The 26,169-nt window shown below is 67.6% G+C and carries 26 protein-coding genes; 17 read left to right on the top strand and 9 right to left on the bottom strand.

What is annotated here, in order from left to right:
- The first annotated feature begins 6 nt into the window (after positions 1 to 6).
- From ACIQTX_RS00540 to ACIQTX_RS00500, 9 genes are all read left to right on the top strand, one after another.
- Positions 7 to 2,097 carry a DUF11 domain-containing protein gene (locus ACIQTX_RS00540; RefSeq protein ID WP_402967510.1) on the top strand — a complete coding sequence of 697 codons (2,091 nt, stop codon included), beginning with the start codon at positions 7 to 9 and terminating at the stop codon, positions 2,095 to 2,097.
- Positions 2,098 to 2,155: 58 nt separating this feature from the next.
- A complete protein-coding gene (wecB, locus tag ACIQTX_RS00535) occupies positions 2,156 to 3,304 on the top strand; it encodes a non-hydrolyzing UDP-N-acetylglucosamine 2-epimerase (protein WP_402967507.1) in 1,149 nt (382 codons plus the stop codon).
- Complete coding sequence (locus ACIQTX_RS00530; protein WP_402967504.1) at positions 3,304 to 3,501, top strand: LPXTG cell wall anchor domain-containing protein; 198 nt, start codon at positions 3,304 to 3,306, stop codon at positions 3,499 to 3,501. Before wecB ends, ACIQTX_RS00530 begins: the two co-directional genes overlap by 1 nt.
- The gene (locus tag ACIQTX_RS00525) at positions 3,485 to 4,831 is read left to right on the top strand and encodes a glycosyltransferase (RefSeq protein WP_402967501.1); all 1,347 of its coding nucleotides are present in this window, start codon (positions 3,485 to 3,487) and stop codon (positions 4,829 to 4,831) included. Before ACIQTX_RS00530 ends, ACIQTX_RS00525 begins: the two co-directional genes overlap by 17 nt.
- On the top strand, positions 4,831 to 5,451 hold the full coding sequence (locus ACIQTX_RS00520) for a hypothetical protein (RefSeq protein ID WP_402967498.1): 621 nt from the start codon (positions 4,831 to 4,833) through the stop codon (positions 5,449 to 5,451). The genes ACIQTX_RS00525 and ACIQTX_RS00520 overlap by 1 nt, the downstream gene beginning before the upstream one ends.
- Positions 5,452 to 5,526: 75 nt before the next feature.
- Positions 5,527 to 6,180, top strand: coding sequence for a hypothetical protein (locus ACIQTX_RS00515; RefSeq protein WP_402967495.1), 654 nt, complete (start codon positions 5,527 to 5,529; stop codon positions 6,178 to 6,180).
- Between the two features lie 34 nt (positions 6,181 to 6,214).
- On the top strand, positions 6,215 to 7,963 hold the full coding sequence (locus tag ACIQTX_RS00510; RefSeq protein ID WP_402967492.1) for a COG1361 S-layer family protein: 1,749 nt from the start codon (positions 6,215 to 6,217) through the stop codon (positions 7,961 to 7,963).
- A gap of 234 nt (positions 7,964 to 8,197) precedes the next feature.
- Positions 8,198 to 9,331 (top strand): MFS transporter, encoded by a 1,134-nt coding sequence (locus ACIQTX_RS00505; RefSeq protein ID WP_402967489.1) that lies wholly within the window; start codon positions 8,198 to 8,200, stop codon positions 9,329 to 9,331.
- Positions 9,332 to 9,368: 37 nt separating this feature from the next.
- A complete protein-coding gene (locus ACIQTX_RS00500; protein ID WP_402967486.1) occupies positions 9,369 to 9,908 on the top strand; it encodes a cytochrome C5 in 540 nt (179 codons plus the stop codon).
- A 48-nt stretch (positions 9,909 to 9,956) separates the two neighbouring features.
- Here ACIQTX_RS00500 and ACIQTX_RS00495 read toward each other — a convergent pair whose 3' ends face one another.
- The 3 genes from ACIQTX_RS00495 to ACIQTX_RS00485 form a co-directional block, all read right to left on the bottom strand.
- Positions 9,957 to 10,655, bottom strand: a complete 699-nt coding sequence (locus ACIQTX_RS00495) for an alpha/beta hydrolase (protein ID WP_402967483.1) — start codon at positions 10,653 to 10,655, stop codon at positions 9,957 to 9,959.
- A gap of 80 nt (positions 10,656 to 10,735) precedes the next feature.
- Complete coding sequence (locus ACIQTX_RS00490) at positions 10,736 to 11,188, bottom strand: MarR family winged helix-turn-helix transcriptional regulator (protein WP_402967480.1); 453 nt, start codon at positions 11,186 to 11,188, stop codon at positions 10,736 to 10,738.
- Positions 11,189 to 11,315: 127 nt separating this feature from the next.
- Positions 11,316 to 11,702 (bottom strand): PAS domain S-box protein, encoded by a 387-nt coding sequence (locus tag ACIQTX_RS00485; protein WP_402967477.1) that lies wholly within the window; start codon positions 11,700 to 11,702, stop codon positions 11,316 to 11,318.
- A gap of 93 nt (positions 11,703 to 11,795) precedes the next feature.
- Between ACIQTX_RS00485 and ACIQTX_RS00480 the strand changes: the two genes are divergently transcribed.
- From ACIQTX_RS00480 to ACIQTX_RS00460, 5 genes are read left to right on the top strand one after another with little or no spacing between them, the layout of a single operon-like run.
- Positions 11,796 to 12,176: a YybH family protein gene (locus ACIQTX_RS00480; RefSeq protein WP_402967474.1), complete on the top strand. Its 381-nt coding sequence runs from the start codon at positions 11,796 to 11,798 to the stop codon at positions 12,174 to 12,176.
- A gap of 38 nt (positions 12,177 to 12,214) precedes the next feature.
- Positions 12,215 to 12,850, top strand: coding sequence for an NADPH-dependent F420 reductase (locus tag ACIQTX_RS00475; RefSeq protein WP_402967471.1), 636 nt, complete (start codon positions 12,215 to 12,217; stop codon positions 12,848 to 12,850).
- A 53-nt stretch (positions 12,851 to 12,903) separates the two neighbouring features.
- Positions 12,904 to 13,872 (top strand): NmrA family NAD(P)-binding protein, encoded by a 969-nt coding sequence (locus ACIQTX_RS00470; RefSeq protein WP_402967468.1) that lies wholly within the window; start codon positions 12,904 to 12,906, stop codon positions 13,870 to 13,872.
- Entirely contained in the window at positions 13,856 to 15,172 is a 1,317-nt protein-coding gene (locus ACIQTX_RS00465; RefSeq protein WP_402967465.1) for a hypothetical protein, read from the top strand. The genes ACIQTX_RS00470 and ACIQTX_RS00465 overlap by 17 nt, the downstream gene beginning before the upstream one ends.
- A 15-nt stretch (positions 15,173 to 15,187) precedes the next feature.
- Entirely contained in the window at positions 15,188 to 16,996 is a 1,809-nt protein-coding gene (locus ACIQTX_RS00460) for a glycoside hydrolase family 15 protein (RefSeq protein WP_402967462.1), read from the top strand.
- Positions 16,997 to 17,035: 39 nt separating this feature from the next.
- Here ACIQTX_RS00460 and ACIQTX_RS00455 read toward each other — a convergent pair whose 3' ends face one another.
- Entirely contained in the window at positions 17,036 to 17,512 is a 477-nt protein-coding gene (locus tag ACIQTX_RS00455; RefSeq protein ID WP_402967459.1) for a tetratricopeptide repeat protein, read from the bottom strand.
- A gap of 113 nt (positions 17,513 to 17,625) precedes the next feature.
- Here ACIQTX_RS00455 and ACIQTX_RS00450 point away from each other — a divergent pair, with 113 nt between their 5' ends.
- Positions 17,626 to 18,534 (top strand): LssY C-terminal domain-containing protein, encoded by a 909-nt coding sequence (locus ACIQTX_RS00450; protein WP_105528149.1) that lies wholly within the window; start codon positions 17,626 to 17,628, stop codon positions 18,532 to 18,534.
- Positions 18,531 to 18,998 carry a hypothetical protein gene (locus ACIQTX_RS00445; RefSeq protein WP_402967456.1) on the top strand — a complete coding sequence of 156 codons (468 nt, stop codon included), beginning with the start codon at positions 18,531 to 18,533 and terminating at the stop codon, positions 18,996 to 18,998. The genes ACIQTX_RS00450 and ACIQTX_RS00445 overlap by 4 nt, the downstream gene beginning before the upstream one ends.
- Before the next feature lie 115 nt (positions 18,999 to 19,113).
- On the opposite strand, the gene ACIQTX_RS00440 is transcribed toward ACIQTX_RS00445, so the two are convergent.
- On the bottom strand, positions 19,114 to 19,557 hold the full coding sequence (locus tag ACIQTX_RS00440; RefSeq protein ID WP_402967453.1) for a hypothetical protein: 444 nt from the start codon (positions 19,555 to 19,557) through the stop codon (positions 19,114 to 19,116).
- A gap of 129 nt (positions 19,558 to 19,686) precedes the next feature.
- Complete coding sequence (locus tag ACIQTX_RS00435; protein ID WP_402967450.1) at positions 19,687 to 20,691, bottom strand: magnesium and cobalt transport protein CorA; 1,005 nt, start codon at positions 20,689 to 20,691, stop codon at positions 19,687 to 19,689.
- Between the two features lie 462 nt (positions 20,692 to 21,153).
- Here ACIQTX_RS00435 and ACIQTX_RS00430 point away from each other — a divergent pair, with 462 nt between their 5' ends.
- Positions 21,154 to 23,262, top strand: a complete 2,109-nt coding sequence (locus tag ACIQTX_RS00430; RefSeq protein WP_402967447.1) for a hypothetical protein — start codon at positions 21,154 to 21,156, stop codon at positions 23,260 to 23,262.
- Between the two features lie 92 nt (positions 23,263 to 23,354).
- Here the strand turns inward: ACIQTX_RS00430 and ACIQTX_RS00425 are convergent, their stop codons facing one another.
- From ACIQTX_RS00425 to ACIQTX_RS00415, 3 genes are read right to left on the bottom strand one after another with little or no spacing between them, the layout of a single operon-like run.
- Positions 23,355 to 24,155, bottom strand: coding sequence for an amidohydrolase family protein (locus ACIQTX_RS00425; RefSeq protein ID WP_402967444.1), 801 nt, complete (start codon positions 24,153 to 24,155; stop codon positions 23,355 to 23,357).
- Complete coding sequence (locus ACIQTX_RS00420) at positions 24,152 to 24,901, bottom strand: amidohydrolase family protein (RefSeq protein ID WP_402967441.1); 750 nt, start codon at positions 24,899 to 24,901, stop codon at positions 24,152 to 24,154. Before ACIQTX_RS00420 ends, ACIQTX_RS00425 begins: the two co-directional genes overlap by 4 nt.
- Complete coding sequence (locus ACIQTX_RS00415; RefSeq protein WP_402967438.1) at positions 24,898 to 26,118, bottom strand: aminotransferase class III-fold pyridoxal phosphate-dependent enzyme; 1,221 nt, start codon at positions 26,116 to 26,118, stop codon at positions 24,898 to 24,900. The genes ACIQTX_RS00420 and ACIQTX_RS00415 overlap by 4 nt, the downstream gene beginning before the upstream one ends.
- Positions 26,119 to 26,169 lie beyond the last annotated feature (51 nt).

The following is a 26,169-nucleotide window of genomic DNA, read 5'->3' as shown; positions in this document are numbered from 1 at the left end:
ATCGCCATGTTGAAACGAACGGGCACGTTCATGCTCGGAATCCTGCTCGCGATGGGCGCAGTGGCCGCGACTGCCGCCCCCGCCCTCGCCGCAGGTTCCGCGACCGTCACGGACGCCAAGACCGGCACGTTCGCTCTCGCCGACGGCACCATCGCGACGGTGACGATCTCCGGCGGTGGAGCCCGCACGTTCAGCGGAGACGGGAAGTCGCTCAGCGACTGGAGCGGGCGGGACGCCATGTACGCCGACGGAGTCTCCGCCAAGGATCTCCCGGTCTTGACCATGCTGTCCTCGCAGAACTGCGGCACGGCGAACAGATGCGGTGAAGGTCAGATCACGATCGCGTTCGACCGCCCGGTGGACAACCCTGCGATCCACATCGCCGAGTTCGGAGCAGGCAGCGGCATCAGCGGGTGGTCTGTGGCCGATGGAATCCGCTTCGCCTCGGCCGATGGGGGAGCCACCGGAGCCACCGTCTCTGCAGGAGCGACCTTCACCGACGGCGGAGACGGATACTTCCGAGGCGACGCCGCGATCAACTGCGCTGCGGCCGACCGGCCGGGCGGGTGCGGGAGCTTCACGGTGCCCGGAACGAAGATCACCAAGGTCGTGTTCGACGTCGCCCGCTTCTCGCTGAGCCCTGGCCAGACGGGCAACCTGGACGGCTACGCCTTCGGGGTGACCGCGACGGCGACGCCCGACCCCACCTTCCCTGGACTGTCGGTGTCGAAGGTCGTGGACAAGGCTGCCGCTGTGCCTGGCGACAAGCTCGACTACACCATCACCGTGAAGAACACCGGGCGGGCCGATGCGCGCCAGGTGCCGGTCACCGACGTGCTCCCGGTCGGTCTGGACGCCCCCGCCGCCGACCGCGGGGGAAAGATCGAGAACTCGACGGTGTCGTGGGTGATCGACAGCATCCCCGCCGGCGGTCAGAGCCAGCTGCACGTGACCGGCGTCGTCGACCGCGCCGGCGCCGACACCACTCTCGTGAACCGTGTGGTCGCGAAGAATCCCGCTGATGCCCCGACCGACACCCCTGCCCCGGTCTATGCGACCCCGTGCTCAGACGATCCGGCCGCTGCCTGCGCCACCACGGTCGTCGCCGCACTCCCCGCATTGTCGGTGTCGAAGCTCGTCGACAAGCAGATCGCCGGACACGGTGAGGTGCTCACATACACGGTGGTCGTCGCCAACTCCGGTACGGCGGCTGCCGTCGGGGTACCGGTCGTCGACCAGCTGCCCACCGGGCTGACTGCGGTATCCGCAGATCAGGGCGGTGTGGTCGCCGACGGATCCGTGAAGTGGACAGTCCCCGAGGTTCCTGCCGGGGGCGAGGTCGAGCTGCACGTGACCGGCACCACGCCCGGCGGTCTCGAAGAAGCGCAGCTGTTGAACCGCGCGAGCGTGCAGAACCCGACCGGCGTGCCGGCCGGAACACCGGACCCGACCGTGCTCACGCCGTGCCCCGACAGTGCTCAGCAGGCCTGCGCGATGACGGTCATCCCGGCGCTCGCGTCACTGGAGATCAGCAAGACGGTGAAGCAGTCGACAGCCCAGGTCGGCGCGATCCTCGACTACACCATCACTGTGGCCAACACCGGCCCCGGCACCGCGGTGCAGATTCCGGTGGTGGACGATCTGCCGGATGGGGCGAGGTTCATCGCCGCATCGACCGGTGGCGTCGCCGTGAAGGACCGTGTCGGCTGGGTGGTCCAGGAGATCCTGCCAGGGCAGACGGTCACCATGACGATGCGGGCCCAGGTGCCCGCCGACGCGAAGGCGAAGGTCGTCAACCGTGCGACGGTCGCCTACGACCAGACCATGATCGACGCTCTGCGCGGCGCTGCGGCGCAGGCCGGAATCCCGTTCCCGGAGAACTTGTCCGACCTGCCGCCGCTGCCGCCGCTCACCGCTGCTCACGCCTGCGAGGGGGATGAGACCTGGTCGTGCGCCGTGACCACTCTCACCGCTCCCGCGGCTGCGGGGCTGGCTCAGACCGGGGCGACGTTCGCTCTCGCCATCCCCGCGGTCATCCTTCTCGCCGGTGGGGCATTCCTCATCGTCGTCGGCGCCCGTCGCAAGTCCAACCGCTAATCACTGAGCACATCGGCCCCGGGGGATTCTCCCCCGGGGGCTGATCGAGGTACCCAAAATGAAGTTCTCCACACCGTCCGGAGCCGTCGAGTTGCCGAAGTCCTCGGTGATGATCGTGTTCGGTACTCGCCCCGAGATCGTCAAACTCGCACCTCTGGTGCGTCGCCTCGGTGACGCCGCCTACGTCGTCCACACCGGTCAGCACTACGACCGGGCCATGTCAGGGGTGTTCCTCAAGTCGTGCGGGATCGAACGCGTCCACCGCCAGCTCCACGTCGGCGGTCTTCCGCGGGCGGCGCAGATCGGGCGTGGGGCCGAGCAGATCGCCGAGGCGATCACGCAGGTCGAGCCGAAGTACGTCGTCGTCCAGGGCGACACGAATGCCACGTTCGCCGCCGCTCTCGCCGCGAACGCCGCCGGTGTCCGTCTCGGCCATGTCGAAGCGGGCCTGCGGGCGCGTGATCGGCGCATGCCGGAGGAGCACAACCGGGTGATGGTCGATCACATCTCGGACGACCTGTTCGCCGCAACCGAGACGAACCGAGCCAACCTCCTCGCGGAAGGCATCGACGAGGAGCGCATCCTCGTCACGGGCAACCCCGTGGTCGAAGCCGTCCGTGCGCAGCGGGCCGCCGCTCATACCGATGGCGACGAACTCGTCCGTCTCCGCCTCTATCCCGCCCGGTACGTGCTCGCGACCCTGCATCGGCAGGAGAACGTCGACTCCCCCGAGAATCTGCTCGCGACGCTGCACGCGTTCAACGAGATCGCAGCATCCGGGTGGCCGGTCGTCTTCCCGGTGCATCCGCGGACCAGGGCGATGCTGGCCACGCTCGACGCGGAACACCTCCTCGATGCCCTGATCGCCGAAGAGCCGTTGCCGTACGAGCGGTTCCTCGCCCTCGCCGCGCACGCCGCCGTGCTGGTCTCCGACTCCGGTGGCATCCAGGAGGAGGCCACGGTCCTCGGCCGTCCGGTCCTCGTCGTGCGGGACTCGACGGAGCGCCCGGAAGCGTTGGGTTCCTTCACCAAGCTCGTCACCCCGCAGACGCTCTCGACGGAGGCAGCCGCTCTGCTCTCCTCTGTCGAGCAGACTCTCGCGGGCCTTTCGGCACTGCCATCCCCGTTCGGCGACGGCCACGCCACAGAACGCATCGCCGCGCACATCGAGTCGGTCGTCGGCGCTCTCGTGGTCGAGGGGCGCTGATGTACAGCACCGAGGTATCCACCCCGCTCGCCGTCGTCGGCATGCTCGCGATGACAGGACCCGACTCGATGATCACCTGGGTCATCATCGCCGCAGCTGCGATGGGGACCGGGGCATTCCTCACCTGGCGTCGTCGGCTGCTTCGCCAGGCAGCCCCTGCTCCCGTCCCCCGAGGTCGCCGTGATCGCAGCCGCTAACGCGATATCGTTCCTCGTCACGCTGACGTTCCTCGTCTACGTGTTCCTGATCGTGGTCCCGTTCCTGCGCCGCACACCGGACCCCGAGGGCCCGGTCGACGCGTTCGAATGGCACATGTTCGTGCCGTGCCGTGATGAGGAGGTCGTCATCGGACGCACCATCCGGATGCTCCGCACCACCGTCCCGGAAGCACACGTCTGGGTGATCGACGACGACAGCGACGACGGGACCGCCGAGATCGTGCAGTCCGCCGCCGATGCGGACCCGTACGTGCACCTCGTGCAGCGCAGACGCCCCGATGCCAGAACGGGCAAGGGTGATGCGCTCAACGCCGCGTACTTCGAGTTGAACGCGTTCCTCCCCGACGACACCGACCGTTCGAGCGTCGTCGTCTGCGTCGTCGACGCCGACGGTGAGGTGGCCGAGAACATCCTCCGCCAGGCCGCATCGCCGAACGCATTCGGAGACCCGGAGGTGGGTGCGGCCCAGGTCACGGTGTTCATGAAGAACCGGGATGACCGGCACCCTGTCGAGGGCGCAGGGTGGGCCCGGAACACGTTCGGGCGATTCCTCATCAGGATGCAGGACCTCGAGTTCCGCGGACCGATCGCGGCGGTCCAGTCGCTTCGTGGCTGGACGCAGACCGTCGGGCTCGGCGGCAACGGTCAGTTCACGCGACTCTCCGTCTTGGACGACATCGCCGCGCGTTCGGATCGCCCCTGGCACGGATCGCTTCTGGAGGATTACGAGCTGGGCATCCATGTGCTTCTCGCCGGGCACAAGAACCGCCACCTGCATGACACGTATGTCGCCCAGGAGGCTCTGCACGACTTTCGTCGGTTCACGGTCCAACGCACCCGTTGGGCGCAGGGGAACATGCAGTGCATCCGGTACATCCCGGAGATCGCCCGATCGACGATGCTCACCAACGCCGGCGTGCTCGAGGTCTGCTACTACCTGATGCTCCCCCTGTTCCAGGTCGTCGCGAGCCTCGCGGCCGTGCTCCTGGTGATCGGAGCCGCCGTCGGCCTCCTCTCCGGGGCGGTCACGCTGCCCCTGAGCTCGGTGCTGCTCCTCGCCGTCTTCTACCTGATGTTCGGAATCGGCCCGTTCTTCATCTGGGGACCCCTCTACCGTCGTTACAGCGAGCCGCAGGCCGGTTTCTGGACAGGGGTGCTCTGGGGTTTCGGCATGTGGCTCTACGACTACTACGTGTACCTGACGGGCGCCCGCGCCATCTACCGGATCCTGCGCGGCCGCAACGGGTGGGCGAAGACCCGCCGCAACGGTGAGATCAACGTGGCGGGCCCGATCGCGAAGGATGCCTGATGTCGACACTCACCCTCTCCCGGACGACGACAGTCGACGAGCCGGCAGAGCGCGACCGCCCTCGTTTCGGTCCGGTCCATACGGGCGCCCGCATCACCGTCGGGATCGCCCTGATGGCGGCGGCCGTGTTGCTCGTGCTGTTCGAAGAACGGTTCCGCATCCTCGAAGCAGGAGTCGCCAGCTACTGGCTCGCCCCGTTCGTGCCGGGGGGAGTGCGCCACTACCTGAACTACTTCATCCTCGAGGTGGAACCGGGGAGGACCATCGCGTTCATGGTGACGATCGAGTGCACCATCGCATTCCTCACCGCCCCCGTGCTGGCGCTGAGCGGCGTGATCCTCGCCACGACCCGCGTCGGCTGGGCCCAGGTCGGCAGAGCACTCTTCTTCTCCACGGCGCTGATCTTCATCACCAACCAGCTGCGACTGGGCGTGATCGCGCTCGGATCCCAGGCGCTGGGCTTCGAAGTGGGTTACGAGCTCACCCATCGGCTGTTCGGCTCGGTGCTGAGCATCGTCGGATTCAGTGCCGCCTACCTGGTCTTCGTCGTCGTGATCGCCGACCTGCGTCTTTTCCGGCGGGATCCGAACCGGCGCTATTCCCGTCGCGGGCGGGCGTAACCAAACGCAGGTTCCTCCGTCTAGTTGGCGGCGCAGCAGTCTGCTCGCCGTCACCAACGATGAAAGGGGCACAGGATGAACAAGATCCTCAAGTCCGCATGCGCAACCGGGATCGGCCTGCTGATCGCGGGAGGAACCGTGCTCGGCGGCCAGGCGGCTTTCGCTGCTGAGCAGCCGGTCACGCCGGAGACCACCACGACCACCACGACCGGGACAGAGGGGACTCCGCCTCAGGTTCGCGGGTACCTCGGCCGGGCCACCCAGACGGCCGCCCAGGGCGTGACGCCGGAATCGCAGATCAGCGAAGGCGCTGTCGTGCAGCTCGTCAACGACGAGCAGATCGATGGCGTGTACAAGGTGGTCCTTCCCGTGCCCGCGCACACGAGCTTCGTCTCGGCGAACTCGGGCGGCGTGCTCGTCGGCAGCAACGTGGTGTGGACCTTCAACGTCACTCATGACGGCGGAACCCGGATCGAGAAGCCGCTGGCGACCTTCCAGGTCGACAAGGACTACTGGGGCCCGCAGATCGAGAACAGCGCTCAGGTGCTCTACACCGGCGGTGTTTTCACCGACGATCCGCGCTTCACCTATACCTACAACCACCAGTTCGCCGAGCGTCCCGCCGTGCCGCTGATCGATCCTGCCATCGGGCTCGTCGGCGCCGGCGTGCTCGCTGCCGGTGCTGCCGGTGCGATCGTGCTGCATCGTCGCCAGTCGACCGTCAGCTGACCGGCATCGTCTCCGAGAGAGGAAGACAGTTCACATGAAGAAGAAATCCCTGCTCAGGGGTGCGCTGACCGCGGGGGCGCTCGCCGCCCTCGCGGTCGGTGCCCTTGTAGCCGCACCTGCCGCCAACGCGGTCGATATCAATGGTTGGACCGGTTCGGGAGACACCCGTACTGCGTCTGCCGCCGGTGCCACAGCCACCATCACCACCACCGACAAGATGCAGATCAAGAGTTCCGGCGACGCGGTCAACCTCGCCACCGTCCGCAACGGCGGCGAGCTGGGCCTGAACATCATCGGACTCAACGAGGGCTTCCCCTGCAAGAACGGTACGGAGTGCGTCCGCGGCACCGTGGTCGTCGACTTCGGCCAGCAGGTGACGAACCCGAAGATCAAGCTCGGCAACCTCGGCGGCGACGTCTACTCGATCGGTGGCGTCGTGCGCAGCTCCGCGAAGTACACGCTGAAGACCCCGGGGGTGAGTCTGAGCTCGGCCGGCGGGAACCTCGACGTCACCGGGAGCACGATCACCTCGAACGACCTCGGTGCGAAGAACGGCACCGTCCAGGTCAACGGCACGGTCTCGAAGGTCGAGTTCCAGGTCACGATGCTCTCCAAGGGTGCATTCCTCGGTCTTATCCCGAAGTGGACCAAGGTGCCCAGCGACCTGCACACCATCGACATCGACGTGGATAAGCCCAAGCCGCCCACCAAGCCCGTCCTGACGATCGACAAGAACGACCACCGCGACGCGGCGCTCATCGGCGACCAGCTCTCCTACGACATCGTCGTGAAGAACACCGGAAACGGTGCGGCCAGCAATGTGGTCATCAGCGACGATCTGCCCGCCGGCCTGACCGGGATCTCGGCGGCATACACGGCCGGCACCGCTGGCAAGGTCGCCATCAACGGACAGCATGTCGAGGGCACCATCGCGTCCCTCGCCCCCGGCGCTTCGGCGACGCTCACGGTCAAGGCCACGGTCAGCACGTCGACTCCGGTCGGCAACGTGCGCAACAACGCTTGCGTGGCGACCTCGTCGAGCAAGGCGTGCGACTGGGACGACACCACGATCGATAAGCCCACCACGCCGGTCCTGACGATCGACAAGGACGACAGCCTCGGTGAGGTTGCGCTCGGTCAGGCTCTGACCTACAACATCATCGTGAAGAACACGGGCGATGGTCAGGCGCAGGGCGTCGTGGTCAGCGATCCGCTTCCGGCCGGTCTCGACTTCGTCTCCGGCAGCGGTCCGGCGGGAACCACGGTGACCTCTGCCGGTCGCAACGTGACCGCCACCCTGGGCACCCTTGCTCCAGGACAGTCGGTCACGCTGAAGGTCAACGCCAAGGTCAACCAGTCGGCTCCTCCCGGCCCCCTGACCAACGAGGCCTGTGTCGTCGGGACGAACGCGTCGAAGGCGTGCGACACCGACACCGACACCGTCAAGCGGGAGTTCTTCCAGTACACGTTCAACTCGAGCCCGACCGACCCGAAGCCGGGCGAGACGGTGACGTACCGGATGGAGTTCGCCAACAACGGCAACGTCGACTCGGCGAACAGCGAGATCGCGTACAACCTCGCCGGCGTCCTGGACGACTCCTCGTGGAACCCGTCCAGTGTCACCGCCACCAGTGGTAACGCGACAGTCGACGGCAACAGCATCGACTGGAAGGGGCCGCTGGCCTCGGGTCAGACGGTCGTGATCACCTTCACCGGTGTCTGGAACGGCAACGGCGACGGGGTCGCGTTCCCCGGCGTCGCGTACTACGGCAGCGCCCGGTAGCACCGAGCAGTGAGGCATCACAGAGGGGGCCGTCCAGGGTGGGCGGCCCCCTCATCCTGTTTCAGCGTGATGGCGCCTGCGTCGGTTACGGTGGAACCGTGAGCCCTGAGTCGGACAGACCGTAGATCGCGGGTCGAGTGCACGTCGTGCGCTCCCCGCATCTGAGTCGACCCTTCTCACTCGCTGTTCATCGCTCTCTGCGATCCGAGCGGCGTCTCCGCGTCTGGATGCTTCATGCCCTTCCTCATCCCTGTCCTCGCTCTGGCGATCTTCGCCCAGGGCACCAGCGAGTTCATGCTCGCCGGCCTCCTCCTCCCGCTTTCCGCCGATCTGGGCGTCGACCCCGCGACGGCGGCACTGCTGACTTCGGCCTTCGCGATCGGCATGGTCGTCGGTGCCCCGATGATGGCCGTGTTCGCCAGCCACTGGCCTCCGCGGCGCACGCTGGTGCTGCTGCTCCTGGTCTTCATCGCCGCCCATGTCGTGGGTGCCGTCGTGTCTTCGTTCTGGATGCTCCTGCTCAGCCGAGTCATCGCTGCACTGGCGAACGCCGGATTCCTCGCGATCGCTCTGTCGACCGTGCGGGCGATCGTTGCTCCGGCATACACGACCCGTGCCGTCGCCGCCCTGCTCGCGGGGACGACACTGGCCACGATCGTCGGCGTGCCGGCCGGCTCCCTGCTGGCGAACTCCTTCGGCTGGCGGTCCACCTTCTGGGCTGTCGTGCTGCTGTGCCTCCCCGCCGTCGTCGCGCTGCTGCGAGATCGGACGCTCGGTGCGCTCCCGCCCTCGCCGCGGATCGATGTGCGCGCGGAGTTCGCGCAACTGCGTCGTCGGTCCGTGCTCGTCGCCGTGATGCTCGCGGTGCTCGTGAACGCCGCGACCTTCGGAGTGTTCACGTTCCTCGCCGTCATCGGCGCGGATGCCGGGGTCGCCGACACATTCACCCCGTTGCTGCTCGCGGCCTTCGGGGTCGGCGCGTTCTTCGGAGTAACCGCGACCGGTCGGTGGGCGGCCCGTTTCGGTCGCACCTGGATCGCCGTCGGCACGGTGGCCACGACTGCCGCGTGGGCTGTCTTCGCTCTCTGCGTCGGCTCTGTGCCGGCGGTCTTCGTCGGTGCGGCGGTCGGCGGCATGCTGTCGTTCGCCGTCGGCTCGGCGCTGATCGCTCGCATCGTCGAACAGGCGTCGGGCGCTCCGGTGCTCGGAGGCGCCTACGCCACGGCGGCGTTGAACCTCGGGGCGTTCGGTGGGCCGGTCGTCGCCGGCTTCGCGTACGGCCTCACCGGCGCATCCGGGGTGCTGTCGGTCGCTGCGGCCCTCACCGCCGCCGGCGTGCTCCTCATCCCGATCCTTCACAGACGATGACCGCCCGCGATCGCGATGGATGCGAAAGACTGGAGGTATGACTTCGCCTGCGCTCGACACCCTTCTGGCCCGCATCGTCGAGAGCGGGTTGCTCGAAGACCCCATCGCCGAGAACGGTCTCGTCTACGGGCGAGCGAGCATCGACGCGGCGGGCACCGTGGTGAACGTGAATGTCGACCCGGAGCTCGAAGACGAAGATGAACACGGGGATGAGGTCGATCACGAGGCCTTGATCGCTGCGGTCTCGCGCATCCTCTCCGTGGGCGAGTCGAAGTGGCGGACCGTGCTCGACGAGGTGGCCACCGACATCGACGATGCCGTGGACGACGAGCCGATCGTCGAGCAGATCGACCTGCGCGATGACCTCGAGGCAACGTCCGTGGTCGTTTTCGCCGACGCATCGCTGCTCGCCTTCATCGCGCCGAAGCAGTTCCCCGATTCGCGCATCCTCGTGCAGTTGAACGAAGAGCTCGAGGTCGACGGTGTCGAGGTGCGCGAGCTCGACGGGTCCGAGAGCATCGACTTCGACGCGCTCGAAGACCTGCTCGACGAGATCAGCGGCTCCGACGAGAAGTGACCGTCGGATGCCGCGGCGTGGGCCCGCGGCATCCGACGGCCGGTCGGGTCAGGCGTCGGCGAGAGCTGTGGTCGCGTCGTCGATCAGATCGCAGATCGCTCCCGGGTGCGAGGCCAGAGAAGCATGGCTGGCATCCAGTTCGACGATCTTGCGGGGCGACATCCGGGCGGCCATGCGCCGTTCGTTGTCAGGGTCGATCATGCGATCCTGCGTCGACACCTGGTACCAGGTGGGCTTGGTCTTCCACGCGGGTGCCGTGACGTTGTCTCCGAACGTCGACGCGAGCGGAGCCTTCTGGGTCACAGCCATGACCAGCGCTTCGTCTTCCGTCAGATCCTGGCAGAAGCTCTCCTGGAACTTGTCCTGCGCGACCCACAGGAATCCGTCGCTGTCCGGAGCGAGGTTCTCGAACGCTGCAGGCGGGTGCTCCGCACTGATCTGTCCGGGATTCTCGCCCGCATCGGGGGCGAAGGCTGCGACGTAGACCAGCCCGATGACGTTGGGCAGGTCGCCCGCTTCGGTGATGACCGCACCACCGTACGAGTGACCGACCAGAAGGACGGGACCGTCGACCTGCGTGATCATCTTCCGGGTCCTCTCCGCATCATCGGCGAGAGAGGTCAGCGGGTTCTCCACGGCCTGGAGCGACTCATAGCCGCGCCGCTTCAGCTCGACAATGACTTTCGCCCAGTGGGCGGCGCCTCCCCAGAACCCGTGTACGAGGATGATCGTCGGTTTCGTGGACATTCTGACTCCTTGCGGTTGGGGCCGGACCGTTGTGGGACCGGCCGTTTTCTTTCGAGGGTCTTCGGAGGGAGGCGCAGCCGTCAGGGGGCGGGGACCTCTTTGGTTCGCGCCGGCCGGCGCATCCGGAGCATCGCCAGCGTCGAGGCGAACTGACGCAGCTCGGCGTCGGGCACGGCTCCGCGGAACCAGAGCTCCAACTCGTCGGCGTAGCTCAGCGAGGCGGCCCTGAGCACGCTTTCTCCAGCGGCGGTCAACGTGATGAACGAAGCCCTCCGGTCATCGGGCGCGGTCTCGCGCTCGCAGTAGCCCGCGGCTTCGATGCGGGCGACGAGCTTGCTCGTGCCGCCTTCGGTTATCGAGAGTTCGCGCGCGATGTCGGATGCTCGACAGTGTTCGACACGTCTGATCACTTGCATGGGTTCGAACCAGCTCAAGGGCAGCCGGTAGTCCGCGCGCAAGCGACGCTCGACCGCATCCCACACTTCGGTCTCGAAGCGGATGAGGTCATTGAAGATTTGATGCAGGTCCTCCATGAGGTACTCCTGATGGGCTGGGGGCGATGGGGGTGATGGGCGTGAATCGGGTTGCCCATCTCGACCATATGCTTTCCTCGGAAAGTGGCCCAACCTCGCAGGGGCCTGGGGCGCATCGCAGCGCGCTTCACGGGACGAACGAGATCGGCTCGGTTGCTCCCCGTCGGAGCACTGCGACCACGCCCGATGGTGCGTCGTTCTCGCCGTCGATGACCCCCAAGGTCATCTCGAGGTCGATGTGCGCTCCGTCGGCCTTCGTGCCGATGACCCGAGCGGGGCGTCCTTCATGGATCAGGGTTCCGGAATCCATCGCGTGATGGAAGCCGGCCATGTGACGGGCGCGGTGCTCGGCCGGGATGATCAACGCCAGCGTCTGGCCGATGGCAGCGTCCGCGGAATGCCCGAACACGGTCTGCGCGGCCGGGTTCCAGGAGGTGATGTGGCCCGTCGTGTCCACGGTGATGATCGCATCCTCTGCCGAGTCGAGGGCTGCTTCGGCGATCGTGCGGTTCAAGGAATACCTCCTGCGTCGAGTGGGTTACGCTTCATCGACCATATACTTTCCGCGGAAAGTATTCCAGAGCGAAACGAACGAGAAGGACAGGCCATGTCAGCGCAAGAGGATATCCGTCAGCTGCTCGCCACCTATGAACGGGCACTCAACACCGACGACACCGCGCTCGCCGTGTCGTGCTACACGCGGGACGGTGTGTTCATGCCGACCACTCTTCCCACAGCCGCGGGGTCGGAGCTCACGCAGGCCTACGACAACGTCTTCGCGGCGATCCACCTCTCGGTCGTCTTCACGATCGACGAGCTGACCGTGTTCAGCGACACCGCTGCGGCGGCACTGACCCGCAGCAACGGAACCCAGACGGTGCGCGCGACATCGACCTCCACGGCCGAGTCGAACCGCGAGATCTTCACGTTCGCGGTCGAAGACGGCCAGTGGAAGATCAGCCGCTACATGTTCAACAAGTCCGCATAGACAACCAGATCCGCATAGACAACCACAGGAGAACACTCATGACTACAGCCATCATCGGAACCGGCAACATCGGCAGCATCATCGCCCGAGACCTCGCAGCCGGAGGCGAAGACCTCATCATCGCCGGGCACGACCTCGACAAGGCGGCAGCTCTCGCCGCCGCCGTCGGTGGAAGCGCCCGATCCGCCGACGTGCGCACCGCGGTCGCCGCTGCCGACGTCGTCATCCTCGCCGTCTGGTTCGACGTGTCGAAGAAGCTGATCGACGAGAACTCCGACGTGTTCGACGGAAAGATCGTCGTCGATCCGTCCAACCCCCTCGGCCCCGACGGGAAGGGCGGATTCGTCAAGATCATCGCACCGGAAGAGTCCTCGGGGCAGATCCTCGCCGCGAAGCTTCCCGCCGGAGCCTCGCTCGTCAAGGCCTTCGGAACCCTCGGCGCAGAATCCCTGAAGGTGAGCGCACGGCAGGATCCCGCGATCGCCCTCCTCTACGCGACCGACGACACGGCCGCGGGCGACGCCGTCGCATCGCTGATCCGCACCGCCGGGTTCGCGCCGGTGAACGTCGGCGGACTCGACCAGTCCGTCCGCATCGAGGTCTACGGCGAACTGCACGAGATCGGCGGCCTCGGCAAGACGGTCACCGAACAGGAGGCGCGCGCAGCCCTGTAAGCGATCCCGCACCCGATTCCGTATCCCGCTGCAGAACAACAGAAGGAACGACCATGAACGAACCGAAGAAGATCGCCGTCGCCGGTGCGACCGGTGCGCAGGGTGGTGGGGTCGTCGATGCGATCCTCGCCGACGCCGAGGGGCGCTTCGCCGTCCGGGCACTCACGCGCGATCCGTCATCCGCGTCGGCCCGAGCGCTTGCGGCCCGGGGTGCGGAAGTCGTGCAGGCCGATTTCGCCGATGAGGCGAGCGTGGTCGCTGCGCTCGACGGCGTCGACGGGGCGTTCCTGGTGACGAACTTCTGGGCGCACGGATCTGCGACGCGCGAGCTCGAAGAGGTCGCAACTCTCGCTCGGGCGGCTGCTGCCGGTGGGGTCGGCCACGTCGTGTGGTCGACCCTGGAGGACACGCGCGACCTGCTCCCGATCACCGACCCCCGCATGCCCGTGCTCCAAGAGCACTACAACGTGCCGCACTTCGACGCGAAGGGCGAGGGGAACGCACTCTTCGCCGCAGCGGGCGTGCCGACCACCTATCTGAACACGACCTTCTTCTTCCAGAACTTCGCGGCCTCCGTGATGGGGCCGAGGAGGGAAGAAGACGGTGTGCTGACGCTCTCGCTTCCGATCGAAGACGGGAAACGCCTCTCGGGTGTCGACGTCACCGACATCGGGCGCACGGCGTTCGCGATCCTGGCTGCCGGAGACGAGTACATCGGCCGCACGATCGGGTTGGCCGGCGACCACCTCACCGGAGCCGAGTATGCCGCTGTGATGGGCGAGGTGCTCGGGGAGCCGGTGCGCTTCCGGTCGGTCTCGTACGACGACGCCCGCAGTGCCGGCGGTCCGGGGAGCGAAGAGACGGCGAACATGTTCCAGTACTACGGCGACTTCGACGTGGAGTTCACCGGGGCGCGCGACCTGACGAAGCTGCGACGGCTGGTTCCAGGGCTCAAGGACTTCCCCACGTGGGCGCGCGAGAACGTCGAGCTGCTGAAGGCAGACGATGACGGCGGTCGATGACGTGGTGACCGTGTCGACGGCGCAGGAACTCGCAGATGCTCTGGCGGCGGGGGCCCAGGACATCGAGGTGCGCGGGGCGATCAACGGGGCTCCCGGATTCACCCTTCCGCCCGGCACGCGTCTTCGCGGCGGAACTCTGCGGTTCGGAGCCAGGGGTGTGCGCCTCACCTCGGACAACACGCTCGAAGACATCGCGATCCTGACGGCCGATGAGGAGGCGGCGATCCTCAACGACACGGGGGTCGCCGATCTCGGAACCCTCACGCTGCGCAACGTCACCACGCGCGGGCAGATCGTCATCCTGGCCGAGGATCGCGTGCGCGCAGGGCACGTGCAGGCCGAGAACGTGCGTGTGATCACCGCCGACGTCCGTGGGCGGTTCCATCGCCCGCACGGGTTCGGCGTGGATGCTCTGCAGGGAGGATTCACGCTCTGGAATCGGCAGGCGGATCCGGAGGTGAAGCTGACGGCCGAACTGCTCGACATCTCCGCCGGGACCGAGGCCGAGCCGGTGTACGGAAGCGGGATCTTCGTCGGAGGACACGGAGATCAGAACGGGCACGGCGACGGGGGCACCGTCCACGTCACGCAGTTGCGCACCGGAGAGGTGCACACCGATGGCGCGATTCCGGCGGGGACGCCGGACCTGATCTCGGGTGGAGTGTTCGTGATCAGCGGTGCGACGGTCGACGTCGTGCAGTCGACCGGGACCGTCACCACCTACGGGCCGAACGACATGGTGCTCGACAACTGGGGATCGGTCGGCACTTGGACCGCGACCGCAGCGGTGACCTCCCACGGTCCCAGCGGCATCGGCTTCGTGAACTTCGGCGACATCGACACCCTCGATGTGCGGGCGCCGATCGTCACCACGGGAAACGGTGCCCGCGGGTTCAACCTCTACGACGGCACACTGCGCGATGCGCGATTCCAGAGCATCCGCACTACCGGCGACGGGTCGATCGGTATCCAGATCAGCAAGCCGATGGGGAGGCTCACGGTCGACGGCGACGTCGCCACGAGCGGCGGCGAGGGGCTGAGCCTGGTCAAGGGGGTGCAGATGACTCTCAAGGCGATCGCCCTGAGCATCACGGCGGGCGGATCGGTAGACGCGCTCGCCATCGGCGGAAAGCTCGCCAGCGGGGGGACTAACGTGGTCACACTGGAGGTGGAGGGGCGCTCGGGCGAGGTCTCGATCACCGGCGGAGTCGAGGCCACGGGAACGGGGTCGGTCGCCGTCTCCATCGGCGATGACGCGAATGTCGACCTCGAGGGGATCGACATCCGGTCGCCCGAATAGAAGGGATGAATCGTCGTGGGGGATGATCCAGGTGCGCGCATCGAGGACTACGCGCTGCTGAGCAACTGTCGAACGGCTGCGTTGGTCTCCTCCGGAGGGAGCATCGATTGGCTGTGTCTGCCGCGACTCGACTCGGCGTCGACGTTCGGAGCACTGCTCGGCGATGAGTCGCACGGGCGGTGGCTGCTCCGTCCGACCGATCCGGATGCGGTGAGCACCCGGCGCTACGACGATGACACCTTCGTGCTCGTCACCCGCTGGGAGAGCGCGGACGCCGTCGCCGAGGTGCACGACCTCATGCCGATCGGCCTCGATCCGAACGCGACGATCCGCCGCACCGACCTGATCCGCCGGGTGGTCGGCATCAGCGGATCGATGACGTTCGAGCAGAGGCTGAGCATCCGCTTCGACTACGCGAGGGTGATGCCGTGGGTGCGTCAGGTCGGGTCGGAGGGCGAACCGTGCCTGGTAGCGATGGGGGGACCGGATGCGGTCGCCCTTCGCGGTGCGCCCCTGACGGCGATCGATCATCAGCATCGCGGTGAGGTGACGGTGGAGGCCGGTGACGTACGGGATCTGCAGTTGACCTGGTTCCGCTCGCATCTCGAGCTCCCGCCGACGCTGGACGTGCAGCACGAGATCGAGACCACGAAGGCGTGGTGGCAGGACTGGGCCGACCGGATCTCGCACGACGGCCCGCACCGGGACGAGGTGGTCAGGTCGCTCCTGATCCTGCGCGCGCTGACCAACCACGAGACCGGCGGCATCGCGGCGGCGGCCACCATGGCGCTTCCCGAGGAGATCGGGGGCGTGCGCAACTGGGACTACCGCTATGTCTGGTTGCGCGATGCCGCCCTCACCCTCGAGGCGCTGCTCGCCCACGGGTTCCTCGGCGTGGCCGGGCAGTGGCGGGAGTGGCTGTTGAGAGCGGTCGCAGGGGATCCTTCCGACCTTCAGATCATGTACGGACCCGCAGGAGAGCGGGATCTCCCCGAGCGGGTGCTGTCGGAGTTCCCCGGCTATGAGGGGTCGTCACCGGTGCGGATCGGCAACGGTGCGGCGGAGCAGTATCAGGCGGATGTCGTCGGCGAGGTGCTGGTGACGCTCTCGGCTGCGCGGGCGGCGGGGCTCGACGAGTCTGACTTCTCGTGGCCGCTGGAGCGGACCCTGGTGCGATTCGCCTCGGAGCAGATCGAGCGCCCGGACCAGGGGCTGTGGGAGATCCGCGGCGAGCCGCAGCTCTTCACCCACTCGCGGGTGATGATGTGGGCGGCGTTCGATCGGGCGGTGCTCGCGGTGGAGGAGTACGGCCTGGAAGGTCCGGTGGAGCGGTGGCGCGGCCTGCGGGATCGGATGCGTGAGGAGATCGACCGCGACGGCGTCGTCGACGGTCACTTCGTGCAGCACTACGGCACGACGGAGGTCGACGCCTCCCTGCTGCTTCTTCCTCAGGTGGGCTATTGCCTGCCGGACGACCCGCGGATGCTGGCGACGGTCGACCGTATCGAGCAGACGCTGATGCCGGACGGGCTCGTGCGCCGCTATCGCACCGGGACAGGTGTGGACGGGCTCGCGGGATCTGAGGGTGCCTTCCTCGCATGCTCGTTCTGGCTGGTCGAGCAGTATGCCGTGACCGGCCGGTTCGACGAGGCCCACGCCCTCATGGACAGGCTGTGCGCTCTGGCGAACGACGTGGGGATGCTCTCGGAGGAGTACGACCCGGTTTCCGCGCGGCAGCTCGGCAACACCCCGCAGGCCTTCTCGCACCTCGCGCTGGTGCGTGCTGCCGATGCCCTGGCCCGAGCAGAGCCTCAGCCGCGCTGAGGAGCGGGATGATTGTGTCGAACCCGCCCGCCGGGTGAGTTACTCCGCGAGCTCGTCTGCGTAGGAGGAGACGGAGCGGCGGTAGAGGGGCAGCGTCGGCGCGAGTGCTTTCAGGGCGACGCGCAGCGCCTCGCCGGGGTGCCCATCGTCGTAGAGCGCGAGCGCCAGGAACGCGCGGGCCGCATCGCCGGTCACGGAGTCGGCCTCAGCGTCCTGCAGCAGCTCGACGGCGGCACCGGCCTCGCCGACGTTGCGGAGCGAGCTGGCCAGCTGGATGATCGCCTGAGGGCGCCTGTCGCCGGTCAGGCCGTCGGCGAGCGCCTTCCGGTAGAGCGGAACGGCTTCGGCCTCTCGTCCGAGGAAGTCGTGCACCGACGCCCACTCGTAGGTGGCGTCAGGGTCATCGCCGGGGCGCTCATCGACGAGCTGTCGCATCGTCGCGATCGTGAGGTCCGGCTGATCCTCGTCCGCCGTTTCCCAGAAGCGGTCGATTCGTGCATCCCAAGTTTCACCCATCGGGTCATCCTGACAGACCGGCATCTGCGGGAGGGGGTGAGGTCGGGGTGAGATCGGCTGCGGCAGACCCGAAAGTCGGTGCGGCTCGGGCGTCGCGTCTTTAGGATGTGGACATGGAGGAACCGGTCAAGAGGCGGGATCCCCTCGTGCAGCGCCGTCGATTCTCGGTCAACGCGGCCCTGGACGACGCCTTCTTCGTGTTCGCAGGGCTCGCAGCGATCTGGCTCGCCTACCTCATCATCACCGAGGCGTTCTCGTGGGGCTGGTGGGCCATCGCGTTCGCGATCGCGTTCTGGCTGATCCTCGCCTACCTCGTGCTGCCGAGATTGCACTCCATCCTCACCCGCATCTACGTGCCCAGTTACTTCATCGGGCGAGCGCGAACGAGCGATGGTCTGCTCGGTGACCCGGTGAATCTCGCGGTCCTCGGCACCGAGGAGCAGCTCACCCGATGCATGGCCGACGCCGGGTGGACGCGCGCGGATGAGGTCACCGCCGCGTCGACTCGGCGGATCGTGCTGTCGACCCTGCTGCGACGCAGCTACGACGAGGCTCCCGTCAGTCCGCTCTTCCTGTTCGGTCGCCGTCAGGATCTCGCCTATCAGCAGGAGGTCGCGGGCAACCCCGCCAAGCGGCACCATGTCAGGTTCTGGCGTTGTCCCGAAGGATGGATGCTCCCGGGCGGACACCGGGTGGACTGGGTGGCCGCAGGCACATTCGATCGCGCCGTCGGGTTCTCGCTGTTCACGTTGCAGGTGACCCACAAGATCGATGCCGACATCGACATCGAACGCGATCACATCGTCCGCACCCTTCGCGGTGCCGACAGTGGGGTGCGCATCGTCATCATCCGCGACTTCTCGACGGGCTATCACTCACGAAACGGCGGTGGCGACAGCATCCACACCGACGGCGACCTGCCGGTCATCGATCTCCGTCACGTCACCACGGTGCGCTCGGCCGGTGCGGCGGAGGAGCCCGTCGAACAGGCGCCTGTCACGGAGCTGCGAGGCCTGTCGTGAAGCGTCCTCTGGCCACGGGGCTCGGCACTGTGCTGATGTCGCTCCGCGTGATCTGGGGATTCGTCTCGATCCTCATCTACGTGCTGAACTGGGCGGCGATCAGGCAGGAGCTCTTCGCCTCGGCTGACGGCGTCATGATCGTGCCTCAGGACGTCGCCGACATCTTCATCATCATCGGCATCAGCGCGCTCGGCGTCTGGTACCTCTTCTACGGCGTGCTCGCCGGCCTCGTGTTCACCGGGTCGAACTGGGCCCGCATCGTGGCGATGAGCTTCGCTTCGATCAGCATCATCGTCGTCTTCCTCGACTGGTGGAACGCCGGCATCCAGGTGACGTTCCGGACGTCGCTTGCGAGCGTCGCCCTCGACATCCTCGTTCTGCTCGCCCTGTCCGCGCAGAGCGCGCGCGGCTTCGCCCGGCGAAACGACCCCCGATTCGCCAGCACCGGGGAGCCCCTCGGGTGAGGGGGCGACCCTTCACAGCCCTGCGATCACGCGTCGACGCCCGGGAGAAGTGCGGGGCACTCTTCCCGGGCGTCGACTGTTCACGGGGCACTCGTGGAGTGCGTGGCGATCCGGGTCAGCGAAGGATCACGTTGCCGTCCCACGCGCGCCACGGGGCGAGACCACTGTGCGAATCGACCGTGACGAAGTTGGTCACGTTGCCGATCAGCGTGGTGCTCGCCTGGACGGTGAGCGATACGGTCTCCGACGCGCCTGCCGCGATCTGGACCTCGGTGGTGAGCGCACCGTCGGTTCCGACCACGAAGTCGTCACTCGACACGAAAGCGAGCTTCGACGGAAGGACATCGTTCACGGTGACCGTCTTGGCCTGCGAGGCGTGGTTGGTGAGGATGACGTCGTACGTGTAGGTCTCGCCGCGCTGCACGTAGACGCGGCCGTCCGTGACCTTCGCGGTCACGTCGTTGCTGTAGTCGTCCGCCTGGGCGGGCGCGGCGAGGAAGATGCCGGCGGCCGCTGCGGCGATGGCTGTCGAGGCGATGATCTTGCGTGAGGTTCGCATGTGTTCTTGCTCCGTTCGTTCTGAAGGTATGGCATATGCCATACCTTCAGAGACGGGGTTGAGAGAGGTTCGTCACGCGAAAACCGGTATCTTGCGATGTTCGCCCGGGACAGGCCTGATCCGGCGGCCTCACAACCACTTCTTGTACTTGAACACCCCGAACAGTGCGACGGCGAAGGCGACCATCGCGCCGATGGCCATGGGATATCCGAACGCCCAATGCAGCTCGGGCATCACGTCGAAGTTCATCCCGTAGACCGTGCCGACCAGCGTCGGGGCGAAGATGATCGCCGCCCACGAGGAGATCTTCTTGATCTCGTCGTTCTGCGCGAGCCCGGCCTCGGTCTGACGACGGGCGACCAGGGCGGAGTGCACGGTCAGCGCGTTCTCGAGGATCGCCCGGAACGAGTCGATCTTCTCGTTGACGCGGATCGTGTGGTCGAGCACATCGCGCAGGGATCGCTGCAGCTCCTCGTCGATGCGGTACTTCTCAGATCCCCGACGCAACCACTCCAGCATCCCGTTCAGCGGATGCACGGCGCGCTGGAAGTTGATGACCTCGCGGGAGAGCTCGTAGATGCGACGGGAGAGGGCGTCATCGTCATCGCCGTCGCCGAAGAGCTGGTCCTCGATCTCGTCGATGTCGTTCAGAAGCCCTGCGACGATCGGCTCGTACCCGTCGACGACCTCATCGAGGATCGCGTAGAGCACGGCCTCGGGGCCCATCGCGAGCAGGGCGGGGTTCGCCTCCATGCGGGCGCGCACGGCGGCGAGGTTCGGCGACTCGGCGTGCCGGATCGTCACCACGAAGTCGGGGCCGACGAACAGGTGCAGCTCGCCGAACTCGATCGACTCCTGCTCGTCGCGGTAGCGCGCAGGGCGCAGCACTGCGAACAGCGTGTCGCCGTAGCGCTCCACCTTCGAGCGCTGGTGACCGGAGAGAGCGTCCTCGACGGCGAGCGGATGCAGGTCGAATTCGCGAGCGACCGACGCCACTTCCTCGGGGCTGGGTCGGTACAGGCCGATCCAGGCGATGCCGCCGGCGGCATCCAGCATCCGGTAGGTCTCGTCCAGGTTCTTCGGGGTCTCCACGCGACGTCCGTGGACGTACACGCCGTTGTCGATGAGGGCCATGATGCGGCTCCGTTCTCGCAGTGCACGGCAGCAGAGAGCTCCGTGCGCGGATTCGTCAGGGGGCGGATGACGCCGCCGACGGCTGCGGAGAAGGACGTGCGAAAGCGGACCGGAAGGTCAACGAGCTAGCGCAGGGAGTCGCGACGCAGCGAGGGCGGCGTCGTAACTATCATCGGACATCGCCATCACCGCCTTTCGGGACTCTTCGGGGCCTGATGACCCAACGCGTCAGTATACGCCCTTCGCCTGACGGCGGGCGACCGAGCCTGAGGTCTCAGCGCGAGCGATATTCTTCACTTCACCTTCTAGGAGTAGAAGGTTACCTTCACGTATCATCGTGACCGCACCGGGGGTTCGAGGCATCAGCGATGCCTCTCATCCGCGTCGTCGCGCCAGGCCCGACCTGAGCGCCAGGCCCGACCTCCCGGTTCCGAGCGATGCACCCGCAACGAAGGAGAATCCATGTTCACTGCCCACGGCCGTCCGCGCTCTCGCGGATTATGGGGCGGCATCGCCGCGGTGCTGATGGTCTCGGCAGGTCTCGTCGGAGTCTCTGCCGCGAATGCACCATCGGCCCAGGCGGCATCGAATCTGCAGTGCACGGGATCCACGGTCTACGCGACCAGTCAGGGCACCGGTGACGGCGACCTCTGGCAGATCGATTCGGAGACTGGCACCGCTACCAAAGCCGTCGATCTCCCTGGGGGCGACGTCGTCAACCAGGTCGGCATCGCGCCGGGTGGGGGGAACCTCTTCTTCACCAAGGCCGGCGAGGTGTACAACTACACGATGTCGAGCGACTCTTTCGTCTCGACCCCCGCGCAGGTGCTCACCGGCTACAGCAGCGTCGGCGGAGCGGTGAACCCGACCAACGGCCTCTACTACTACGGCGGGCTCGGGCTCGGCGGCACGAGCTATCAGATCGCCGTCTACGACCCCGCGACGAACACGAACCTGGGCGTCGCCGCGACCATCCAGCTTCCTGACGGCGTCGCGCTCGCGAACAGCGACTTCGCCTTCGACACCCTCGGGCAGCTCTACATCGTGGGGAGCGCCTCCGAGGGCGGCAGACTGCTCCGCGTCGATGGCACGATCCCCAGCACGGGCTCGAATTCCTCGCTCACCTCGTCGCTGCTCACCGCGATCGATCCTGTCGCCGGGGTGTCGTACGCGGCCGTCGCCTTCAGCGGAACAGGCGAGCTGTACGTCGGTGGCGGGTCGGGGCCGATTCTTCGCATCAACGCGACCACGGGTGCGCTCGTCGGGAACGTGCCGGTCACCGGCATCGCGGGCTCGCTGGTGTCGGACTTCGCGACCTGCGGAGCCCCGCCGACCCTGACGGTGCTCAAGAACGTCGCCGGCCGGGTGCAGCCCACCGACCAGTTCGCGCTGTCGATCACCGGCGGCGGTATCGTTCCGGGTGCCGGGACCACCGGCATCACCGAAGGCACCGACCTCGGGCTCCAGACGCAGTCTCCCGCCGAACGTGCGGGCTCGGTGATCGTGCAGCCGGGCGTCACCTACGACTTCGCCGAGGCGGCTGCAGGGACGACCGATCTCGCAGGCTATGCCGCCCGGTGGGAGTGCTCCGACGCGGCCGGGGCGCAGGGTGCCACGATCAGCTCCGGCACCGGGCCTTCCGGGAGCATCACGATTCCGCAGGTCGCCGGCATCGCCGTCATCTGCACCGTGTTCAACGATCCCCTCGTTCCGGGGATGACCCTCGACAAGCGGGTCACGGGAGTCGTCGACGTCAACGGCAACGGGTACAACGACGTCGGCGATCAGATCAACTGGGAGTTCCAGCTCACGAACACCGGCAACACGAACCTCACCGGTCTCGCGATCGATGACGACAAGCTCACCGCGGCGGGCATCGGCGTCACCTGTGTTCCCGACGCCCTGGCGCCCTCGGAGTCGGTCGTGTGCAAGGCCGACAAGCCCTACGCGATCACCGCGGCAGACCTCGCCGCCGGACAGGTCGTCAACACCGCGACCGGAACCGGCACCCCGCCGGGAAAGCCTCCGGTGGTCACTCCCCCCGACAAGACGGAGACCCCGGTCGGCGGGTACACGGTGGTCAAGAAGTCGGACCCCGCATCGGGCAGCGCGCTGGCGGCAGGGTCTGTCATCACCTACACGCTGACCGTGACCCAGCAGGGGGTGGCAGCCGTGCCGGGCGCGCTCCTCGACGACGACCTCACCGAGGTGCTGGATGACGCCGCGTACAACGACGACCTCGTGGCGTCGTCCGGCACCGCTTCGATCGACGCCGCCACCGGAATGCTCGCGTGGCGGGGCGACCTGGCCGTGGGTGACGTGGCGACGATCACCTACTCGGTCACTGTCGGCACCGGTGGCGACGGAGTGCTCGTCAACACCGTGACGAGCCCTGGTTGCAGCACCGCGTGCAGCACCACGCACGACCGGCGTCCGTCGCCGCCCGCAGGTCTCGCGATCACGGGAGGCGACATCGCGGTCGGGGGTCTCGTGGGTGCGGTTCTGGTCATCGCAGTCGGCGCAGCGTTGGTCCTGCGTGGACGACGCCGCGAGCACCTCGACGGGAACTGACCCGAGAGGTGCACCGGGAACGGTCGGTCGGCGAACAGTCGGCCGGCCGTTCGCGTGTCAGGGGGCGGGCAGGGGCAAGGCAGGTGTGCGGATCAGCCCGACACCGCGGCTGCATTGCCTGAGACGATCGCCCGCAGTGCGTCGGGGGAGAGGGCGGACGCCATGAGCTGCAGCGCCGTCGCCTCCGGGGTCTGCAGGGGGAAGCCGCTGCCGAACATCCAGCGCTCCGGGTCGTCGGCGAGGCGGTCGACGACGTGCGTCGGACCGTTCACGTGCCACAGGTCGAGACGGAGCCACTCGGGTGCGTCGTCGCCGAGGTGCCTGTCGAGCTCGGTCCAGTCCGCGCGGTTCAGTCCGGTCAACAGCAGCGGAGACGCGGAGCTGTCCCGCACGAGGTCGGCGATCCGATGCACCTCGATGTCGATCGCGGGAGAGAGCGGATGCCGCACCCTGGCGTCGTCGAGCCGTGCGATCACCTGCAGAGGAAGCCCACGCTCCGCGCACGCGTCGAGTACCGGACGCACGCTGGCGACGTCGTAGCGGTGGAAGCCGGGAGCGACCCTCACACCCTGCGCTCCGGCCGCCACCATTTCGTCGAGCTCGTCCTGCCAGCCGGGGTCGCGGGCATCGATCGTCGCGAACACCCGAAACCGGGGGTCACCTGCGCAGGCGGCGAGGGCGGCCTCGTTGCCGCTGCGGGTGTCGAAGCCGAACAGTGATGCCAGGTGCGACACCCAGATGGTGCGAAGGCCGAGACGGGCGGCGTAGGAGCGCAGGGCGTCGGCGTCCGCGGCGGCCGACAGCCGGTACGGCCACTGCCCGAGGAAACATGAGGTGTCGGTCGCGCCGAGCTCGGAGAACGCGCCCAGCATCCGGCGCGCCTGCTCGGTCATGCCGCAACCTCCGAGAGCCAGCGGGCGACTGTTCCGCCGAACACGCGCTCCTCAGCGTCGGAGTCGAGTCCCGCGCCGAGCACCTTGCCCACATTGGCAGCGAGGTCGATGTGGTGCAGGTCGGATCCGAAGACCACTCGGTCGGGGCCCAGCCGCTGCACGGCGAGGGCGACTTCGCCGGCGCCGATGATCGTGCCGGAGGTGTCGACCGCGACGTTCGGCACCGATCGCACGGTGTTCAGCGCCGACTCTGGCTGTCCGCCGAGGTGGGCCATCAGGAACCGGACGTCGGGGTGCCGGCGCGCGGCGGCCGCGATGTGGTCGGCCGTCGACTCGTAGGGGAAGCGTCCGACGGTCTTGCGCCAGGCATGCGCGAGCACGATCAGACGGTGCTCCGCGGCGTACTCGAGGATCGGATCGGTGAGCGGATCGTCGGCGAGTGTCGCGATCCAGAGCTTGATGCCGATCATCCCGCGGTCCTCGACGTTGCGTCGCAGATCGTCGAGGCTGTCGCGCCCGAAGCGCGGGTTGACGTAGCAGTAGCCGCGCAGATGATCGGGGTGGCGGCGCAGTTCCCCGGCGAGGACCGCGTTCATCTCGCGCACCTCGTCGAGGCCGGGGTGCGGCTGGAATCCGCCGATGTTGCTACACAGGAACAGGTCGATGCCGAGGCGCGCGCCCGCCGCCAGCACCTCGGGGTCGAAGCGCCCCTCATCCAGGTGCGTGTGGGCGTCGATGCCGGTCATGCCGCTGCCATCTCGCGCAGGGCGACCGCGACACGGCGCAGGGTCTCATCGATGTCGGCATCGGTGTGCGCGGCGTTGACGTAGACGACCCGGTAGAACGAGAGTCCGTTACGGAAGGCAGCCCGCAGGAACGTCTGGAGTTCGGCGTCGGGGCCGACGAACTGCGGGCACGCCGGGTGCCCGATGAGTCGGATGCCGGCGTCGGCCTCGTCGAGCAGGGCGTTCAGGCCTTCCTGCAGCCGCGTTCCCGTCGCGTGCAGCCGGGCGATGACGCCATGGTCGCGGATCGCGGTCATCGTGGCGGTCGCCGCAGCGAGCGACAGGGTCTCGCCGCCGTAGGTCGATGTCACGACGACCTCGCCACGGTCGAGGACGCCGAGCGCCTCACGGCGCCCGGAGTAGACGGCGAGGGGCATCCCGTTCGCGATGCCCTTGCCGAACACCGACAGGTCGGGGAGCACGCCGGTGGCCTCGGCCATGCCACCCAGAGCCACCCGGAAGCCGGTGACCATCTCGTCGTAGGCGAGCAGCGTGCCGTGCCGGTCGGCGAGCTCGCGCAGGTAGCGGTAGAAGCCGGCAGCCTCGGGGACGGCGGGGTAGTCGGCGGCGACGAGGATGACCGCGATCTCCGAGCCTCGGGTGAGGAACAGGCGATCGAGTGTCGCGCGATCCTCCCAGTCGACGGCGTGGTGCAGCGCGGCGAGGGCGGCGGGAACACCCGGCACGGCATCCGACGTCGCACCCGGCAGCACCCGTGCGCCCGCTGCGAGGGAGTTGAGCCAGCCGTTGTAACCGATCTGCACGACGCGGTCGCGGCCCGTGTGCGCGCGGGCGATGCGAATCACGGCGGCCAGCGCCTCGCCACCCGTCTTCAGGAAGCGGGCGGCCTCGGCGCCGGCGATGAGAGAGCAGAACAGCTCGGCCGTCGTGGTCTCGAGCGGATGCGGGTGACCGAACAGGATGCCGTCGTCGAGCTGTGCGCGGATGGCTGCGTCGACCGTCGGATCCGCGTACCCGAGCGTCACCGGGCCGAGCGCGCACCGGTAGTCGATGAACTCGCGCCCGCGGTCGTCCCAGACGCGGCATCCATTCCCGCGGACGATGACCTCGGGCTCCTCAGGCAGCAGGGTGGGCGCCTTGGAGTTCGTGCTCGATCCGACCGGCATCACCGCTAGCGCACGCTGCCGCCATCCGGTGGTCGCCTCGGGCGTCTGCATGCCTGGCCTCTCTGCCGTGGTGGACCGCCTTCGAATCGTGCGGCCGGTCCC

This window comes from Microbacterium sp. NPDC090281, from assembly GCF_044769635.1.
In the GTDB taxonomy this organism is placed as follows: domain Bacteria; phylum Actinomycetota; class Actinomycetes; order Actinomycetales; family Microbacteriaceae; genus Microbacterium.
This window is presented reverse-complemented; position numbering and strand designations above follow the sequence as displayed.